Annotated in this window: 18 protein-coding genes, 1 tRNA gene and 1 pseudogene; 19 read left to right on the top strand and 1 reads right to left on the bottom strand. The window is 62.9% G+C overall.

Translation table 11 applies throughout. The features are described 5' to 3' along the window. Positions 1–41: 41 nt before the first annotated feature. On the bottom strand, positions 42–677 hold the full coding sequence (locus Q7V20_RS09030) for an ANTAR domain-containing response regulator (protein WP_304789502.1): 636 nt from the start codon (positions 675–677) through the stop codon (positions 42–44). 108 nt (positions 678–785) lie between these two features. On the opposite strand from Q7V20_RS09030, the gene tsaD reads away from it, so the two are divergent. From tsaD to Q7V20_RS08935, 19 genes and pseudogenes are all read left to right on the top strand, one after another. Then, complete coding sequence (gene tsaD, locus Q7V20_RS09025) at positions 786–1,868, top strand: tRNA (adenosine(37)-N6)-threonylcarbamoyltransferase complex transferase subunit TsaD (RefSeq protein ID WP_304789500.1); 1,083 nt, start codon at positions 786–788, stop codon at positions 1,866–1,868. Between the two features lie 136 nt (positions 1,869–2,004). Beyond that, positions 2,005–2,274, top strand: a complete 270-nt coding sequence (gene rpsO, locus Q7V20_RS09020; RefSeq protein WP_300549061.1) for a 30S ribosomal protein S15 — start codon at positions 2,005–2,007, stop codon at positions 2,272–2,274. Between the two features lie 237 nt (positions 2,275–2,511). Further along, positions 2,512–4,644 carry a polyribonucleotide nucleotidyltransferase gene (gene pnp, locus Q7V20_RS09015; RefSeq protein WP_304789495.1) on the top strand — a complete coding sequence of 711 codons (2,133 nt, stop codon included), beginning with the start codon at positions 2,512–2,514 and terminating at the stop codon, positions 4,642–4,644. An 11-nt stretch (positions 4,645–4,655) separates the two neighbouring features. Next, positions 4,656–5,645: an NAD(P)H-quinone oxidoreductase gene (locus Q7V20_RS09010; protein WP_304789492.1), complete on the top strand. Its 990-nt coding sequence runs from the start codon at positions 4,656–4,658 to the stop codon at positions 5,643–5,645. Between the two features lie 17 nt (positions 5,646–5,662). Beyond that, positions 5,663–6,409, top strand: a complete 747-nt coding sequence (tpiA, locus tag Q7V20_RS09005; RefSeq protein WP_370652430.1) for a triose-phosphate isomerase — start codon at positions 5,663–5,665, stop codon at positions 6,407–6,409. Between the two features lie 36 nt (positions 6,410–6,445). Next, complete coding sequence (gene secG, locus Q7V20_RS09000; protein WP_226462852.1) at positions 6,446–6,838, top strand: preprotein translocase subunit SecG; 393 nt, start codon at positions 6,446–6,448, stop codon at positions 6,836–6,838. 182 nt (positions 6,839–7,020) lie between these two features. Next, positions 7,021–7,105, top strand: a tRNA-Leu gene (locus Q7V20_RS08995). A 49-nt stretch (positions 7,106–7,154) separates the two neighbouring features. After that, a complete protein-coding gene (locus Q7V20_RS08990; protein ID WP_177135801.1) occupies positions 7,155–7,514 on the top strand; it encodes an NADH-quinone oxidoreductase subunit A in 360 nt (119 codons plus the stop codon). A 49-nt stretch (positions 7,515–7,563) separates the two neighbouring features. Continuing rightward, positions 7,564–8,043: an NADH-quinone oxidoreductase subunit B family protein gene (locus Q7V20_RS08985; RefSeq protein ID WP_068175390.1), complete on the top strand. Its 480-nt coding sequence runs from the start codon at positions 7,564–7,566 to the stop codon at positions 8,041–8,043. A gap of 41 nt (positions 8,044–8,084) precedes the next feature. Then, positions 8,085–8,705 carry an NADH-quinone oxidoreductase subunit C gene (locus Q7V20_RS08980; protein ID WP_304789479.1) on the top strand — a complete coding sequence of 207 codons (621 nt, stop codon included), beginning with the start codon at positions 8,085–8,087 and terminating at the stop codon, positions 8,703–8,705. 1 nt (position 8,706) lies between these two features. Continuing rightward, complete coding sequence (locus Q7V20_RS08975; protein ID WP_177135803.1) at positions 8,707–9,960, top strand: NADH-quinone oxidoreductase subunit D; 1,254 nt, start codon at positions 8,707–8,709, stop codon at positions 9,958–9,960. Then, the gene (gene nuoE / locus Q7V20_RS08970) at positions 9,957–10,493 is read left to right on the top strand and encodes an NAD(P)H-dependent oxidoreductase subunit E (RefSeq protein WP_226462849.1); all 537 of its coding nucleotides are present in this window, start codon (positions 9,957–9,959) and stop codon (positions 10,491–10,493) included. Before Q7V20_RS08975 ends, nuoE begins: the two co-directional genes overlap by 4 nt. Beyond that, a complete protein-coding gene (gene nuoF, locus Q7V20_RS08965) occupies positions 10,490–11,851 on the top strand; it encodes an NADH-quinone oxidoreductase subunit NuoF (RefSeq protein WP_304789471.1) in 1,362 nt (453 codons plus the stop codon). Before nuoE ends, nuoF begins: the two co-directional genes overlap by 4 nt. A gap of 16 nt (positions 11,852–11,867) precedes the next feature. Further along, the gene (nuoG, locus tag Q7V20_RS08960) at positions 11,868–13,991 is read left to right on the top strand and encodes an NADH-quinone oxidoreductase subunit NuoG (protein ID WP_304789468.1); all 2,124 of its coding nucleotides are present in this window, start codon (positions 11,868–11,870) and stop codon (positions 13,989–13,991) included. Beyond that, a complete protein-coding gene (nuoH, locus tag Q7V20_RS08955; RefSeq protein ID WP_177135806.1) occupies positions 13,988–15,070 on the top strand; it encodes an NADH-quinone oxidoreductase subunit NuoH in 1,083 nt (360 codons plus the stop codon). Before nuoG ends, nuoH begins: the two co-directional genes overlap by 4 nt. A gap of 15 nt (positions 15,071–15,085) precedes the next feature. Continuing rightward, complete coding sequence (nuoI, locus tag Q7V20_RS08950) at positions 15,086–15,622, top strand: NADH-quinone oxidoreductase subunit NuoI (RefSeq protein WP_177135807.1); 537 nt, start codon at positions 15,086–15,088, stop codon at positions 15,620–15,622. A 21-nt stretch (positions 15,623–15,643) separates the two neighbouring features. Further along, entirely contained in the window at positions 15,644–16,282 is a 639-nt protein-coding gene (locus Q7V20_RS08945) for an NADH-quinone oxidoreductase subunit J (protein WP_304789463.1), read from the top strand. Then, positions 16,279–16,587 carry an NADH-quinone oxidoreductase subunit NuoK gene (gene nuoK, locus Q7V20_RS08940; protein ID WP_177135809.1) on the top strand — a complete coding sequence of 103 codons (309 nt, stop codon included), beginning with the start codon at positions 16,279–16,281 and terminating at the stop codon, positions 16,585–16,587. Before Q7V20_RS08945 ends, nuoK begins: the two co-directional genes overlap by 4 nt. A gap of 25 nt (positions 16,588–16,612) precedes the next feature. After that, positions 16,613–17,072: pseudogene (locus Q7V20_RS08935) on the top strand (NADH-quinone oxidoreductase subunit L); the annotation flags it as partial.

Here is a 17,072-nt window from a genome sequence, read left to right as displayed (position 1 = left end):
GGCTTGGCGCTGAACTGGTGCGCGGGTGCTGGAGCTTGTGCTCAGCCCAGCATGTCGGTCACGTCCAGCAGACGTTGCGCCACTTCGGCCAGCTTCAGGCCTTTGTCCATGGCTGCCTTGCGCAGCCGTGAGTAGGCTTCTTGCTCGCTCAAACCATGCTGGTTCATGAGCACGCTTTTGGCGCGGTCGACCACCTTGCGGTCTTCCAGCTGGCCGCGCACATCGGCCAGTTCGCGCCGCAAGCTTTCTTCGTGCTCGAAGCGGGCCATGGCCACGTCGATCACGGGCTTGATGCTGTCGGAGGGCAGGCCCGCCACCACATAGGCCGACACGCCAGCGGCGATGGCTGCGCGCACATGCGATGTGTCTTCATCATCTGAAAAAAGCACGATGGGGCGGCGCTCACCGCGCGTGGCCATCACCACGTGCTCCAGGATGTCGCGGCCCTGGCTTTCGGCATCCACCACGATCATGTCCGGCTGGATCTGGGCGATGCGATCGGGCAGGAAGACATCGGCGGGCAGGGTGGCCACGATGTTGAAGCCTGATTCCAGCAAGGCGATGCGCAGCATCCGCGAACGCTCGGCCTCGGCCCGCACCGATTCATCGGCCTCCGGGTCGGCGGTGAGGTTCTCTGGCGCCACGATCACCAGGCGCATGCTGCGGGCTACATTCATGTCCGCAATCATGCAACAAACGCGCCGACCATCGGCCTGCCGTGTCACGCAATCGTGGCAAATGCCCGAAGCCGTCGGGCCGTTCGGGGTGGCGCCTAAACTAGAGGGATGTCTGAACGCCCCCTTTGTATCCTTGGCATCGAGTCCTCTTGCGACGAAACCGGTGTCGCCCTCGTGGGCGCGCCCACACAGGGCCCGGTGCAGTTGCTGTCCCATGCCCTGCACAGCCAGATCGACATGCACCAGGCCTATGGCGGCGTCGTGCCCGAACTGGCCTCGCGCGACCACATCCGCCGCGTGGTGCCTTTGGTGCGCCAGGTGATGCTGGAGGCTGACCGCACGCTGGCCGATGTGGATGTGGTGGCCTACACCCGTGGGCCTGGTTTGGCGGGGGCCTTGCTGGTGGGCGCGGGTGTGGCATGCGCCTTGGCCACGGCGCTGGACAAGCCCATGATCGGCGTTCACCACCTGGAAGGGCATTTGCTGTCGCCCTTCTTGTCCGCTGATCCGCCGGAATTCCCTTTCATCGCTTTGTTGGTTTCGGGGGGGCACACCCAATTGATGCGCGTGGACGGGGTAGGGCGCTACGAACTGCTGGGCGAGACCTTGGACGACGCTGCGGGTGAAGCCTTCGACAAATCCGCCAAGCTCATGGGGCTGCCTTACCCGGGCGGCCCGCATTTGTCCAAGTTGGCCGAATTGGGCAACCCCAAGGCATTCGAGCTGCCCAGGCCCATGCTGCACAGCGGCAACCTGGATTTTTCGTTCGCGGGACTGAAAACCTCGGTGCGCACGCAATTACAGAAGCTGAACCTGCTGGACGACGAGGCCGCATTGGCCAAGGCCTTGGCCGACGTGCCCGCCGGGCCGCTGGCCGATTTGGCCGCCTCGACGCAGGCCGCCATCGTGGAGGTGCTGGTCAAGAAATCCCTGGCGGCCCTGAAAGCCACCGGTTTGAAGCGGATCGTGGTGGCTGGCGGCGTGGGGGCCAACCGCCTGCTGCGCCAGCAACTCAACCAGGCGGGCGAGCGGCGCGGTGTCCGGGTTCACTACCCGGAAATGCACTTGTGCACCGACAACGGTGCCATGATCGCCCTGGCGGGCGCCATGCGCCTGCAGGCGGGCATGGCCGTTTTGCGCCGTGATGCGGTGTTCGACGTCCAGCCGCGCTGGGATCTTTCAAAGATCTGACACCCCTGTCAAAAATCGTTATAATCGCGGGCTTGCCCTCTTATCGGGCGGCATATTTGGGGATTTCCCAAAGCACGGCCTGGGTCGGTTTCACCTGGCGCCGCAAGTTGATCAACTCGAAACCGAAAGAATCATCATGACCATTACTCTCGAGAGCAGAGCAGAAGTCGTCAAGTCCAACGCACGCAGCGTGGGCGACACCGGATCTCCGGAAGTGCAAGTGGGCCTGCTCACCGCACGCATCAACGACCTGACCCCCCATTTCAAGACCCACAAGAAAGACCACCACGGTCGCCGCGGCCTGCTGCGCATGGTGAGCCGCCGCCGCAAGCTGCTGGACTACCTCAAGGCCAAGGACGCTGACCGTTATCTGGCACTGATCCAGAAGCTGGGTCTGCGCAAGTAAGTTTGCCAATAAGATCGGCACCATGACAAGAAGCCTGTCTGGTTTTTTCCAGCACAGGCTTTTTGTTTTTTAAATCCAGGCACTCGACCAGCGACGCTCTGTCATTCCATGAGGGCAAGCAGCCACCGCTGCCCTGATGGAATGGCATCGCGCCAGAGTGATTTGGGCCCCCGACGCCTGTGGCGTCGCATAAAAAAGCACCCCATGTGGGGTGCCACTCAACCGGAGATTCATCCCATGAGCATGTTCAACAAAGTCACTAAGACCTTCCAATGGGGCAACCACAGCGTCACGCTCGAGACCGGCGAAATCGCCCGTCAATCCAGCGGTGCCGTGCTCGCCGACGTTGAAGGCACCGTGGTGCTGGCCACCGTTGTCGCCGCCAAGAACCCCAAGCCCGGCCAGGATTTCTTCCCCCTGACCGTCGATTACATCGAGAAAACCTACGCCGCTGGCAAGATCCCTGGCAGCTTCTTCAAGCGCGAAGCCAAGCCCAGCGAACTCGAGACGCTGACGTCGCGTCTGATCGACCGCCCCTTGCGCCCCCTGTTCCCCGAAGGCTTCTACAACGAAGTCCAGATCGTCATCCACGTCGTTTCGCTGAACCCCAACGTCTCGGCCGACATCGTCGCCCTGATCGCGTCCAGCGCCGCCTTGGCCATCTCTGGTATCCCCTTCAACGGCCCCATCGGTGCGGCCCGCGTTGGTTATGTCAATGGCGAATACGTGCTGAACCCCGGCCCGTCCGAGCTGGCCAATTCCAAGATGGACCTGATCGTGGCTGGCACCGAAGCTGCCGTGCTGATGGTCGAGTCCGAAGCCGATCAGCTGACCGAAGAAGTCATGCTGGGCGGCATCGTCTACGGCCACGAGCAAGGCCGCATCGCCATCAACGCCATCCACGACCTGGTGCGTGATGCTGGCAAGCCCGTCTGGGATTGGGCCGCGCCGCCTAAGGACGACGACTTCATCGCCAAGATCGATGGCCTGGCTGGCGAGAAGCTGCGCGCCGCGTATCAAATCCGCTCCAAGCAAGCCCGCACGCAAGCCACCCGCGCTGCCTACGCTGATGTCAAGGCCGCACTGACGGCCGAAGGCATTGCGTTCGACGGCGTCAAGGTCGACAACCTGCTGTTCGACATCGAAGCCAAGATCGTGCGCAGCCAGATCCTGGCTGGTGAGCCCCGCATCGACGGCCGCGACACCCGCACCGTGCGCCCCATCGAGATCCGCACGGGCGTGCTGCCCCGCGTTCACGGTTCGGCCCTGTTCACCCGTGGTGAAACCCAGGCCCTGGTGATCGCCACGCTGGGCACCGAGCAAGACGCGCAGCGCATCGACGCGCTGGCTGGCGACTTCCGCGACAGCTTCTTGTTCCACTACAACATGCCTCCCTTCGCCACGGGCGAAACCGGCCGCGTGGGCACGCCCAAGCGCCGCGAAATCGGCCACGGCCGCCTGGCCAAACGCGCCCTGGTGCCGTTGCTGCCCCCGAAGGACGAGTTCGGCTACACCGTGCGCGTGGTGTCTGAGATCACCGAGTCCAATGGCTCGTCGTCGATGGCTTCGGTCTGCGGCGGCTGCCTGGCCATGATGGACGCTGGCGTCCCCATGAAGGCGCACGTGGCGGGCATCGCCATGGGCCTGATCAAGGAAGACAACCGCTTCGCCGTGCTGACCGACATCCTGGGCGATGAAGATCACCTGGGCGACATGGACTTCAAGGTCGCCGGCACCACCGGTGGCGTGACGGCCCTGCAGATGGACATCAAGATCCAGGGCATCACCAAGGAAATCATGCAAGTGGCATTGGCGCAGGCCAAGGAAGCTCGCCTGCACATCCTGGGCAAGATGGTCGAAGCCATGTCGGGCGCCAACACCGAAGTCTCGGAATTCGCGCCTCGCCTGTACACCATGAAGATCAACGCCGAGAAGATCCGTGACGTGATCGGCAAGGGCGGCGCCACCATCCGTGCGCTGACCGAAGAGACCGGCTGCCAGATCAACATCAGCGAAGACGGCACGATCACCATCGCCTCGACCGATGCTGAAAAGGCCGAACTGGCCAAGAAGCGCATCGCCGAGATCACGGCCGAAGTCGAAATCGGCAAGGTCTACGAAGGCCCGGTCACCAAGATCCTGGACTTCGGTGCGCTGATCAACCTGCTGCCCGGCAAAGACGGTCTGCTGCACATCAGCCAGATCGCCCACGAGCGCGTCGAGCGCGTGACCGACTACCTGACCGAAGGCCAGATCGTCAAGGTCAAGGTCCTGGAGACGGACGAAAAGGGTCGCGTCAAGCTGTCCATGAAGGCGCTGATCGACCGCAACGCTGCGCCTGCCGAGCAAGCTCAGCAACAGCAGCAATAAGCGGCCGAGCCATGCAAGCGGTTGAGATCAGCGCTTTTGGCGCACCTGAGGTTCTGCGTCTGGCCCAGCGTCCGATGCCGGCCGCGGGTGCGGGCGAGGTGTTGATCCGCGTGCGTGCTTCGGGCGTGAACCGTCCCGACGTGTTGCAACGCAGCGGTGCCTACCCGCCACCGCCTGGCGCTTCCGACCTGCCCGGCCTGGAAGTGGCGGGCGTGATCGAGTCGGGTGATGCTGATGCGATGGCGGCAGCCGGCCTCGCGGTTGGCGACAGTGTGTGTGCACTGGTCGCTGGCGGCGGTTACGCCGAATACTGTGTGGCTCCCGTCGGTCAGTGCCTGCCGGTCCCGGCGGGTTTTGACGACGTTCAGGCGGCTTCGCTGCCCGAGACCTTCTTCACGGTGTGGAGCAATGTGTTTGACCGGGCGCGTTTGCAGCCGGGCGAAACCCTGTTGATCCAGGGGGGCACGAGTGGCATTGGCGTGACCGCGATCCAGCTGGCGAAAGCCCTGGGTGCGCGTGTGATCGCCACGGCCGGCAGCGACGAGAAGTGCGCCGCCTGCCTGGCGCTCGGTGCCGACCACGCCATCAACTACAAGACGCAAGACTTTTCGGCCGTGGCGCGCGAGCTCACGGACGGGAAGGGTGTTGACGTCATTCTGGACATGGTCGCTGGCAGCTACGTGGCGCGCGAGGTCGAGTGCCTGGCCGAAGACGGCCGGCTCGTAATCATCGCGGTGCAGGGTGGTGTCAAGGCTGAGTTCAATGCCGGTCTGGTGCTGCGTCGCCGCCTGGTCATCACCGGTTCCACGCTGCGCCCGCGCCCGGTCGCTTTCAAGGCGGCGATTGCCGCCTCGCTGCGCGAAAAGGTGTGGCCGTTGCTGGAACAAGGTCGGGTCAAGCCCGTCATCCACAGCGTGTTCGAAGCCTCGAACGCTGCGCAAGCGCATGTCTTGATGGAAACCAATCAGCACATCGGAAAAATAGTCCTCACCTGGGCTTGAGTCCCATGGAGACCAAGATGAAAAAACTGATCGCAGGCAACTGGAAAATGAACGGCTCGCTGGCCGCCAACGAAGCGCTGGTCAAGGCCATGCTCGAAGGCCTGCAGGGCGCCGAACCCGCAGCGGACATGGCGTTGTGCGCTCCCGCCCCGTACCTGGCTCAGTTGCAGTCACTTTTGCAGGGCAGTCCCATTGCCTGGGGTGGGCAGGACGTGTCAGCGCACGAGCAGGGTGCCTACACCGGCGAAGTGAGCGTGGCCATGCTGAAGGAATTCGGTTGTCGCTACGCCATCGTCGGCCATTCAGAGCGCCGCCAGTACCACGGTGAGACGGACGAGATGGTTGCGGCCAAGGCGCAGCGCGCACTGGCCGCCGGCGTCACCCCCATCGTGTGCGTCGGTGAAACCCTGGCGCAACGCGAGGCCGGTGAGACCGAAGCCGTGGTCAAGCGCCAGCTCGCGGCGGCGATTCACACGGTGGGGCACTGCATCACCGAGATCGTTGTCGCTTATGAACCCGTCTGGGCCATTGGCACCGGCAAGACCGCAACGCCCGAGATGGCGCAGGCGGTGCATGCGGTGCTGCGGGCCCAGCTTGCAGCAGCGACCACCCACCCCAAGCGGGTGCACATCCTCTACGGCGGCAGCATGAACGCGGCCAACGCCGCCAGCCTGCTGGCGCAACCCGATATCGACGGCGGCCTGATTGGCGGTGCATCGCTCAAGGCGGCCGACTTCCTTCAAATCGTGGCATCGGCTCGCTGAGCGTCGCCCACGATCCTTTCCCTTTCGGAGAAAAACATGAACGTTTTGTTGACCATTCTTCAGGCGGTGCAGATCCTGGCTGCCATCGGCATGATCGGCCTGATCCTGATGCAGCACGGCAAGGGTGCCGATGCGGGCGCTGCCTTCGGTGGTGGCGCAGGCTCGGCCAGTCTGTTTGGTGCGTCGGGTGGTGCGAACTTCCTGTCGCGCACAACGGCTGTGCTGGCCGGGGTGTTCCTGGTCTGCACGCTGGGTCTGGCGTATTTTGGCAACCTGCGCACCGCGGCGCCTTCGGGCAGTGTGCTCGAGAGCGCCGTTCCCGCGCAGCAGCCCGCTGCACAGCAGATTCCCGCGGGCACCGAAGCGCCCGCAACGGCTGCGCCCGCCGCAGTCCCGGCGACAGGTGCTGCACAGATCCCTGGAAAATAACCGGGGGGAGTACAACAGGCCGGGAAGCCGCACCGCGCCTGTGTTTTTGCGCTGCAGCAATCCAACCCTTTCCTTTTGAAAATCCGATACACCCTCTGAAAAACAGGGGGGTTTCAGGGTAAACTCTATGGGTTGTCAGCAAGGCTCACACGGTCCCTCGTGAGCCAGACAATGCAGACCCAGCCGACGTGGTGAAATTGGTAGACACGCTATCTTGAGGGGGTAGTGGCGAAAGCTGTGCGAGTTCGAGTCTCGCCGTCGGCACCAATCTTTGGACAACATGGCCCTTGAGCCATGTCAGCGGAATTTACCCAAGATGAGTCTCGAACAATACCTTCCCGTGCTCTTGTTCATTTTGGTGGGTATTGCCGTCGGGATCATCCCGCAGGTTCTGGGCTACATCCTCGGCCCCAACCGTCCAGACGCAGAGAAAAATTCGCCTTACGAGTGCGGCTTCGAAGCTTTCGAAGATGCCCGCATGAAGTTCGATGTGCGCTACTACCTGGTGGCCATCCTTTTCATTCTGTTTGATCTCGAAATCGCGTTTCTCATCCCCTGGGCTGTGGCTCTTACCGACATTGGTTCCACTGGGTTCTGGGTCGGCGTCATCTTCCTGGTGGATCTGCTCGTGGGCTTTGTCTACGCGTGGAAAAAAGGCGCGCTGGACTGGGAATGACGCACATCCCTCGCACCACTGACAAGACACCGACGCACCGGAGCGCAAGATGATCGAAGGCGTTTTCAAAGAAGGTTTCGTGACCACGAGCTACGACTCGGTGGTGAACTGGGCCAAGACGGGATCGCTATGGCCCATGACCTTTGGTCTGGCTTGTTGCGCCGTTGAAATGATGCACGCAGCCACTGCGCGCTACGACCTGGGCCGTTTTGGCGCCGAGGTGTTTCGTGCCAGTCCGCGCCAGTCCGATCTGATGATCGTGGCCGGCACGCTCTGCAACAAGATGGCGCCCGCCCTGCGCAAGGTCTACGACCAGATGGCTGAGCCGCGCTGGGTGCTGTCCATGGGATCCTGCGCCAATGGCGGCGGTTATTACCACTACAGCTATTCGGTGGTGCGTGGTTGTGATCGCATCGTGCCGGTCGATGTGTATGTGCCCGGCTGCCCGCCAACTGCCGAGGCCTTGCTGTACGGGATCATCCAGTTGCAGCAGAAGATCCGTCGCACCAACACCATCGCGCGCGCCTGAGCGCCGCACCGGCCCACAGGCTTCTGTCAGAAAGACGGTCCATGAGCGAAACCGCCACCCTTTACGCCTCCAATCCCCAAGCGCTGAAAAACACCCTCGCTGCCTTGCTGGGTGAGCGCGTGGTATCCCTTGATGTCGAGCGTGAAGAGCTCACCCTGGTGGTGGCTGCGCCCGACTATCTCGCGGTGATGCAGACCTTGCGCGACGCGCCCGTAGCGCGCTTTGAGCAAATGATCGATCTGTGTGGCATGGACTACCAGACCTACGGTGACGGTCGTTGGGAAGGTCCGCGTTTTGCTGCGGTGGTGCACCTGCTGTCGGTCAGCCTGAACCAGCGGGTGCGGGTGCGGGTGTTCTGCCCGGAAGACGACTTCCCGGTCATTGATTCCGTGAGCACGCTCTGGGCGTCGGCGAACTGGTACGAACGCGAGGCGTTTGACCTTTACGGCATCGTGTTCGAAGGTCACAACGACCTGCGCCGCATCCTGACCGACTACGGTTTCATCGGGCACCCGTTTCGCAAGGACTTCCCGCTCTCGGGGCACGTGGAGATGCGTTACGACGCCGAGCGCGCGCGGGTGGTCTACGAGCCGGTCACCATTGAACCGCGTGAAGTCACACCGCGCGTGATTCGCGAAGACAACTACGGAGGCCTGCACTGAAATGGCCGAAATCAAGAACTACACCCTGAACCTCGGGCCGCAGCACCCGGCCGCACACGGCGTGTTGCGCCTCGTGCTGGAGCTCGACGGCGAAGTCGTGCAGCGCGCCGATCCACACATCGGCCTGCTGCACCGCGCCACCGAAAAGCTGGCCGAGCACAAGACCTATATCCAGTCGCTCCCCTACATGGACCGGCTGGACTACGTGTCGATGATGTGCAATGAGCACGCCTACTGCCTGGCCATCGAGAAGTTGCTGGGCATCGAGGTGCCGATCCGCGCGCAGTACATCCGCGTGATGTTCAGCGAGATCACCCGCCTGCTCAACCACCTGATGTGGCTGGGATCGCACGGCAACGATTGCGGCAGCTCGACCATCCTGATCTACGCGTTCCGCGAGCGTGAAGACCTGTTCGACATGTACGAAGCGGTCTCGGGTGCGCGCATGCACGCGGCCTACTTCCGTCCGGGTGGTGTCTACCGCGACCTGCCAGACACCATGCCGCAGTACCGGCACAGCAAGATCCGCAACGCCAAGGCGATGGCCGAGCTCAACACGAACCGCCAGGGTTCCTTGCTCGACTTCATCGACGACTTCACCCAGCGTTTCCCGACCTACCTGGCCGAATACCACACGCTGCTGACCGACAACCGCATCTGGAAACAGCGCACGGTCGGCATCGGTGTGGTGACACCCGAGCGTGCGCTCAACCTCGGCATGACCGGCCCCATGTTGCGCGGTTCGGGCATCGCCTGGGACCTGCGCAAGAAGCAGCCGTACGACGTGTACGACCGCATGGACTTCGACATCCCGGTCGGCAAGACCGGTGATACCTACGACCGCTACCTCGTCCGCATGGAAGAGATGAAGCAGTCCAACCGCATCATCAAGCAGTGCGTGGACTGGCTGCGCGTCAACCCCGGCCCGGTCATCACCGACAACCACAAGGTGGCGCCGCCTTCTCGCGAAGCGATGAAGTCGAGCATGGAAGAGCTGATCCACCACTTCAAGCTCTTCACCGAAGGCTTCCACGTGCCTGAAGGCGAGGCCTATGCAGCGGTCGAACATCCCAAAGGTGAGTTCGGTATCTATCTCGTGAGCGACGGCGCCAACAAGCCCTACCGCCTGAAAATTCGCGCCCCCGGCTTCGCCCACCTGTCCACTCTGGACGAAATGGCGAGTGGCCACATGCTGGCCGACGCCGTCGCCATCATCGGCACCATGGACATCGTTTTTGGAGAGATTGACCGATGATCTCTGAGCACAAAACCCCCGGCGGCGCCGTTCAGGCGATGAAGCTGTCCGAAGCCACGCTGGCGCGTTTCGCCCGCGAAGTGGCCAAGTTCCCGCCCGAGCAGGCGCAGTCGGCCGTGATGGCCTGTCTGTCCATCGTGCAGCAAGAGCAGGGTTATGTCGCCCTCGAAGCCGAGAAGGCGATTGCTGACTACCTCGGCATGCCGGTCATGGCTGTGCACGAGGTCACGACCTTCTACAACATGTACAACCAGCAGCCGGTGGGCAAGTTCAAGCTCAACGTCTGCACCAACCTGCCGTGCCTGTTGCGCGACGGCGGCAAGGCGCTGGCGCATCTGGAGCACAAGCTCGGCGTGCAGATGGGTGGAACGACGGCCGATGGCCTCTTCACCCTGCAACAGAGCGAGTGTCTGGGCGCGTGTGCCGATTCACCGGTGATGCTGGTCAATGACCGCCACATGTGCAGCTTCATGAGCAACGAGAAGCTCGATCAGCTGATCGACGGCCTGAAGGCCGCAGAGGGCAAAGCATGAACGCAGAACAGGTGATTTCCCAGTTCAGCGCCACCGGCGTGCAGACCTGCTTCCATGGTCGTCACATCGAACCGCAGATCTACAAGGACCTGAACGGCAGCAACTGGTCGCTCAAGGACTACGAAGCGCGTGGTGGCTACCAGGCCCTGCGCAAGATCCTGGGTCAGGATGGCTCGGCGCCGAACCCCGAGACCGGCGTGGTCGGCATGACGCAGGACCAGGTGATCGCGACCGTCAAGGAATCCGCGCTGCGCGGGCGTGGCGGCGCGGGCTTCCCGAGTGGCTTGAAGTGGAGTTTCATGCCGCGCCAGTTCCCGGGTCAGAAGTACCTGGTGTGCAACTCGGACGAAGGTGAGCCGGGCACCTGCAAGGACCGCGACATCCTGATGTTCAACCCCCACATCGTCATCGAAGGCATGGCGATCGCGGCGTATGCCATGGGCATCAACGTCGGCTACAACTACATCCACGGTGAGATTTTCGAGGTCTACGAGCGCTTCGAAGCTGCCTTGGAAGAGGCGCGTGCCGCGGGGTACCTCGGCAACAGCATCATGGGCAGCAGCTTCAGCTTCCAGCTGCACGCTTTCCACGGCTTCGGTGCCTACATTTGCGGAGAAGAAACCGCACTGCTCGAATCGCTGGAAGGTAAGAAGGGCCAGCCTCGATTCAAGCCGCCGTTCCCGGCCAGCTTCGGCCTGTATGGCAAGCCAACCACGATCAACAACACCGAAACCTTCGCGGCGGTGCCCTGGATCATCCGCAACGGTGGTTCGGCCTACCTCGAATGCGGTAAGCCCAACAACGGCGGCACCAAGATCTTCTCGGTCAGTGGCGACGTCAACCTGCCGGGCAATTACGAAGTGCCGATGGGCACGCCGTTCGCCAAACTGTTGGAACTCGCCGGCGGTGTGCGCACGGGCCGTCAGCTCAAGGCCGTGATCCCTGGTGGATCGTCGTCGCCCGTGTTGCCCGCGTCCATCATCATGGACTGCACCATGGATTACGACTCGATCGCCAAGGCCGGCTCGATGCTGGGTTCGGGTGCCGTGATCGTGATGGACGATTCGCGCTGCATGGTCGAGTCACTCAAGCGCCTGTCGTACTTTTACATGCACGAGTCCTGCGGGCAGTGCACGCCGTGTCGCGAAGGCACGGGCTGGCTCTGGCGTCTGGTGGACAAGATTCAGCGCGGCGAGGCCAAGGCTTCCGACATGGCGCTGCTGGACAACGTGGCTGAAAACATCATGGGCCGCACCATCTGCGCCCTGGGCGATGCGGCGGCGATGCCGGTGCGCGCCATGCTCAAGCATTTCCGGCCCGAGTTCGCGGCCATGATCAAGGCCGACGCCACCGCCTGAAACGAGACGAGAAACTATGGTTGAAATCGAACTCGACGGCCAGAAGGTCGAAGTGCCACCGGGCAGCATGATCATGCATGCGGCCGAAAAGGCGGGCACCTACATTCCCCATTTCTGCTACCACAAGAAGCTGTCCATCGCGGCGAGTTGCCGCATGTGCCTGGTGGAAGTGGAAAAGGCCCCCAAGCCCATGCCCGCCTGCGCCACGCCGGTGACCATGGGCATGATCGTGCGCACCAAGTCCGACAAGGCCATCAAGGCCCAGCAGTCGGTAATGGAGTTCCTGCTCATCAACCACCCGCTGGATTGCCCCATTTGTGACCAGGGCGGTGAATGCCAGCTGCAGGATCTGGCCGTGGGCTACGGCGGCGGTGCCTCGCGCTACGAAGAAGAGAAGCGCGTGGTGTTCCACAAGGACGTCGGTCCGCTGATTTCCATGGAGGAAATGAGCCGTTGCATCCACTGCACCCGCTGCGTGCGCTTTGGCCAGGAAGTGGCCGGCGTGATGGAGCTGGGCATGTCGCACCGTGGTGAACACGCCGAAATCGAAACCTTTGTCGGGCAGTCGGTGGATTCCGAGCTGTCGGGCAACATGATCGACATCTGCCCGGTGGGCGCGCTCACGAGCAAGCCGTTCCGTTACAGCGCGCGTACCTGGGAACTCTCGCGTCGCAAGAGCGTGAGCCCGCACGACTCCACCGGCGCCAACCTGATCGTTCAGGTGAAGAACCACAGGGTCATGCGCGTGGTCCCGCTGGAAAACGATGCGGTGAACGAATGCTGGATTGCCGACCGCGACCGCTTCAGCTACGAAGCTGTCAACAGCGAAGACCGCCTCACCGCGCCCATGCTCAAGCAGGGCGGCGAGTGGAAAACCGTGGACTGGCAGACCGCATTGGAATACGTGGCCAACGGCCTGAAGCAGGTCAAGGCGGACCACGGCGCTGGCGCCATCGGTGTGCTGGCCAGCCCGCACAGCACGGTGGAAGAACTGGCCCTGGCCGGTGCGCTCGTGCGTGGTCTGGGCAGCGAGAACATCGACACGCGTCTGCGCCACGCCGACTTCTTCAACGCGGCATCCCCGAACACGGCCCGCTGGCTGGGCATGCCGATCGCAGCCCTGTCGGGTCTGCAGAGCGTGCTGGTGGTCGGATCTAATCTGCGCAAGGATCATCCGCTGTTTGCCCAGCGCATCCGCCAGGCGGCTCGCAAGGGGGGGCAGGTGAACGCGCTCAATGCCCAGTCGCAGGACTGGGCCATGCCGGTCAAGAACACCGTGCTGGCCGACAGCACCCACTGGGTGTCGGCCCTGGCCGGCATCGCCAACGCCGTGGGCGCCGAAACGGGCGTGCTGGCTCCGGTGGCCGCCGAGGTGAACGATGCGGCTCGCGCCATCGCCAAGTCGCTGCTCGGTGGTGAACACAAAGCCATCCTGTTGGGCAATGCGGCTGCGCACCATGCGCAGGCCGCCAGCCTGCTGTCATTGGCCAACTGGATCGGCCAGCAGACCGGCGCCGTGGTGGGTTACCTCAGCGAAGCCGCGAACACCGTGGGCGCCCAACTGGTGAACGCCCTGCCGGGGCAGGGCGGTTTGAACGCCGGTCAGATGCTCGGTGGCGGACTCAAGGCGGCGCTGCTGCTGAACAACGAACCGGCTTTTGACTGTGCGGTGGGCAGCCAGGGTCTGGCCAACGCCGGCATGGTGGTCACGCTCAGCCCGTTCAAGGCCAACCTGGACATCAGCGACGTGCTGCTGCCCATCGCCCCATTCACCGAGACCTCCGGATCTTTTGTCAACGCCGAAGGCCGGCTGCAGAGTTTCCACGCCGTGGTGCGCCCACTGGGCGATACCCGCCCGGCCTGGAAGGTGTTGCGCGTGCTGGGCAACCTGCTTGGCCTGCCGGGGTTTGATGCCGACTCGTCGCAGGCCGTGCTTGCCGCCGCTTTGCCGGGCCTGACGGCTGGCAGCGTGGTGGATGCTTCGCGCCTGTCCAACGCCGGTGCGGCTTTCATTGACATGAACCCTGCCGCCAGCCAGCCCTGCGTGGCGTCCATCTACCAACTGGATTCGCTGGTGCGGCGCGCCAGCTCGCTGCAGCTCACGGCCGATGCCCGCGCAGCAGAAGGAGCACACGCATGATCGACGCGATGTACAACGGTGGCCTGGGCCTGATCGCGGCTCCCTGGTGGACCACGGCCGCCTGGCCGGTGATCTGGGGCATGGTCAAGATCGTCGCCGTGCTGGCGCCCCTGATGGGCGCGGTGGCCTACCTCACGCTGTGGGAGCGCAAGCTGCTGGGCTTCATGCAGGTGCGCCTGGGTCCGAACCGCGTGGGTCCGTTTGGCCTGCTGCAGCCCATTGCCGATGCCATCAAGCTGCTGACCAAGGAAATCATCAGCCCCAGCGCCGCGGCGCCGGGCCTGTTCCGCCTTGGCCCCATCATGGCCATCATGCCGGCCCTGGCCGCGTGGGTGGTCGTTCCTTTCGGCCCTGAGGCCGTGATCGCCAACGTGAACGCGGGTCTGCTGGTGATCCTGGCGATCACCTCGATCGAGGTCTATGGCGTGATCATCGCGGGCTGGGCCTCCAACTCGAAGTACGCCTTCCTGGGTGCGCTGCGTGCCTCGGCCCAGATGGTGAGTTACGAGATTGCCATCGGATTCTGTTTCCTGGTGGTCGTCATGACCGCTGGCAGCCTGCACCTGGGTGAAATCGTGGCTTCGCAGGCGCGTGGCATGGGCGCGGACATGGGTCTGAGCTTCCTGTCCTGGAACTGGCTGCCCCTGTTCCCCATTTTCATGGTGTACCTGATTTCCGGTGTGGCCGAAACCAACCGCCACCCGTTTGACGTGGTGGAAGGTGAAGCCGAGATCGTGGCCGGTCACATGGTCGAGTACTCGGGCATGGGCTTCGCGATCTTCTTCCTGGCCGAGTACGCCAGCATGTGGCTGGTGTCCATCCTGGCGGTGCTGATGTTCCTGGGCGGCTGGTTGCCCCCCATCGACAGCGCGCTCTTCAACTGGATTCCCGGCTGGATCTGGCTGGGCATCAAGACCTTCGTCGTGGTGTCCATGTTCATCTGGATTCGCGCCACCTTCCCGCGCTTCCGCTACGACCAGATCATGCGTCTGGGCTGGAAGATTTTCATTCCTGTGACATTGGTCTGGCTGCTGCTCGTCGGCGGTCTGATGCAGACCTCGTGGAACATCTGGAAATAAGCAGGGCGAACGACCATGTCCACCACCGTATCCCCTTCCGCATCACCTTCGGTCGTCGCGCCGTTTTCCATCGGCGACTTTTTCAAGAGCTTCCTGCTGGTCGAGCTGGTCAAAGGACTGGCCCTGACCGGTCGTTACGCCTTCCGTCGCAAAGTGACGGTGCAGTTCCCGGAAGAGAAGACGCCATTGTCTCCGCGTTTCCGCGGTCTGCACGCCCAGCGCCGGTATGAAAACGGTGAAGAGCGCTGCATTGCCTGCAAGCTGTGCGAGGCCGTGTGCCCAGCCCTGGCCATCACCATCGAAGCCGGTGAGCGCGCATCCGACGGCACGCGCCGCACCACCCGCTACGACATCGACCTGACCAAATGCATCTTCTGCGGCTTCTGTGAAGAGGCCTGCCCGGTGGACGCCATTGTCGAAACCCACATCCTCGAATACCACGGCGAGAAGCGCGGCGACCTCTACTTCACCAAAGACATGCTGCTGGCGGTGGGTGACCGCTACGAACCCGAGATCGCAGCGGCCAAGGCGGCCGACGCGAAGTACCGCTGAAGCTGGCGAAAGACAAGAACCATGGATTACCAGACCGGCTTTTTCTACCTGTTCTCTGCGGTGCTGCTGTTCGCCGCCTACCGCGTGGTGACCGCGCACAACCCCGTGCACGCGGTGTTGTACCTGATGCTGTCCTTCTCCCAGGCGGCTGCCCTGTGGCTGTTGCTCAAGGCGGAGTTCCTGGGCCTGACCCTGGTGCTGGTGTACCTGGGCGCGGTGATGGTGCTGTTCCTGTTCGTGGTGATGATGCTCGACATCAAGCTCGACGATGACCGCTGGGGCTTCTGGCAGAACTTCCCGCTGGCTGCGGCACTGGGCACCCTGGTGGCGGTTGAGATCATCGCGGTGTTGTGGGTCGGTTTCCCGACGGTCACGGGGGAGGGCATCGCTGCCGTTCCGGCCAACTACTCGAACACCAAAGAGCTGGGCAAGCTGCTGTACACCGAGTACCTGTACCCCATCGAAGTGGCTGCCGTGATCCTGCTGGTGGCCATGTTCGCCGCGATCGCGCTCACGCTGCGCCAGCGCAAGGACAGCAAAGCCATCGATCCGGGCCTGCAGGTCAAGGTGCGCGCCAGCGATCGCCTGGTTGTGTTGCCCATGACCGCCACACAGAAGGCCGCTCCGGTGGCATTGAGCAACGAGGAGGGCCAGGCATGAGCCTCACACTGGGACATTTCCTATCCGTGGGGGCGATCCTGTTTGCCCTGTCGGTCATCGGCATCTTCCTCAACCGCAAGAACCTGATCGTGCTGCTGATGGCCATTGAGCTCATGCTGCTGGCGGTCAACATGAACTTTGTGGCGTTCTCCCATTTCCTGGGTGACATGCATGGGCAGGTGTTCGTGTTCTTCATCCTGACGGTGGCGGCGGCCGAATCGGCCATCGGTCTGGCCATTCTGGTGTTGCTGTTCCGGGCCAAGTCGTCCATCGGCGTCGAAGAACTCAACACCCTCAAGGGGTGAAGACAGGGAAAGAACAGGCACAAAAATGAGCACCACCCTTTCTGCAAGCACACTCCTGGCGGTTCCGCTGGCGCCCCTTGTGGGCGCGGCGCTGGCCGGCATCCTGGGCACCACCTTTGGCGGCAACGTCATCGGGCGCCGCACCTCGCACACACTGACCATCCTGGGCGTGCTGATCGCCTTCATCCTTTCGGCCATGACGCTCAAGAGCGTGGCCGTGGACGGCGCGCGATTCAATGAAACCATCTACGAATGGATGGTGATCGGCGGCATGAAGATGGAGATCGGCTTCATGGTCGATGGCCTCACCGCCATGATGATGTGCGTGGTGACCTTCGTGTCGTTGATGGTGCACATCTACACCATCGGCTACATGGAAGAAGACGCCGGATACAACCGCTTCTTCGCCTACATCTCGCTGTTCACTTTCTCCATGCTGATGCTGGTGATGAGCAACAACCTGCTGCAGCTGTTCTTCGGCTGGG

The sequence above is a fragment of the Aquabacterium sp. genome, from assembly GCF_030652515.1.
GTDB lineage: Bacteria > Pseudomonadota > Gammaproteobacteria > Burkholderiales > Burkholderiaceae_C > Aquabacterium.
The sequence above is the reverse complement of the archived record's forward strand: the minus strand, read 5'-3'. Positions and strand labels throughout refer to the sequence as shown.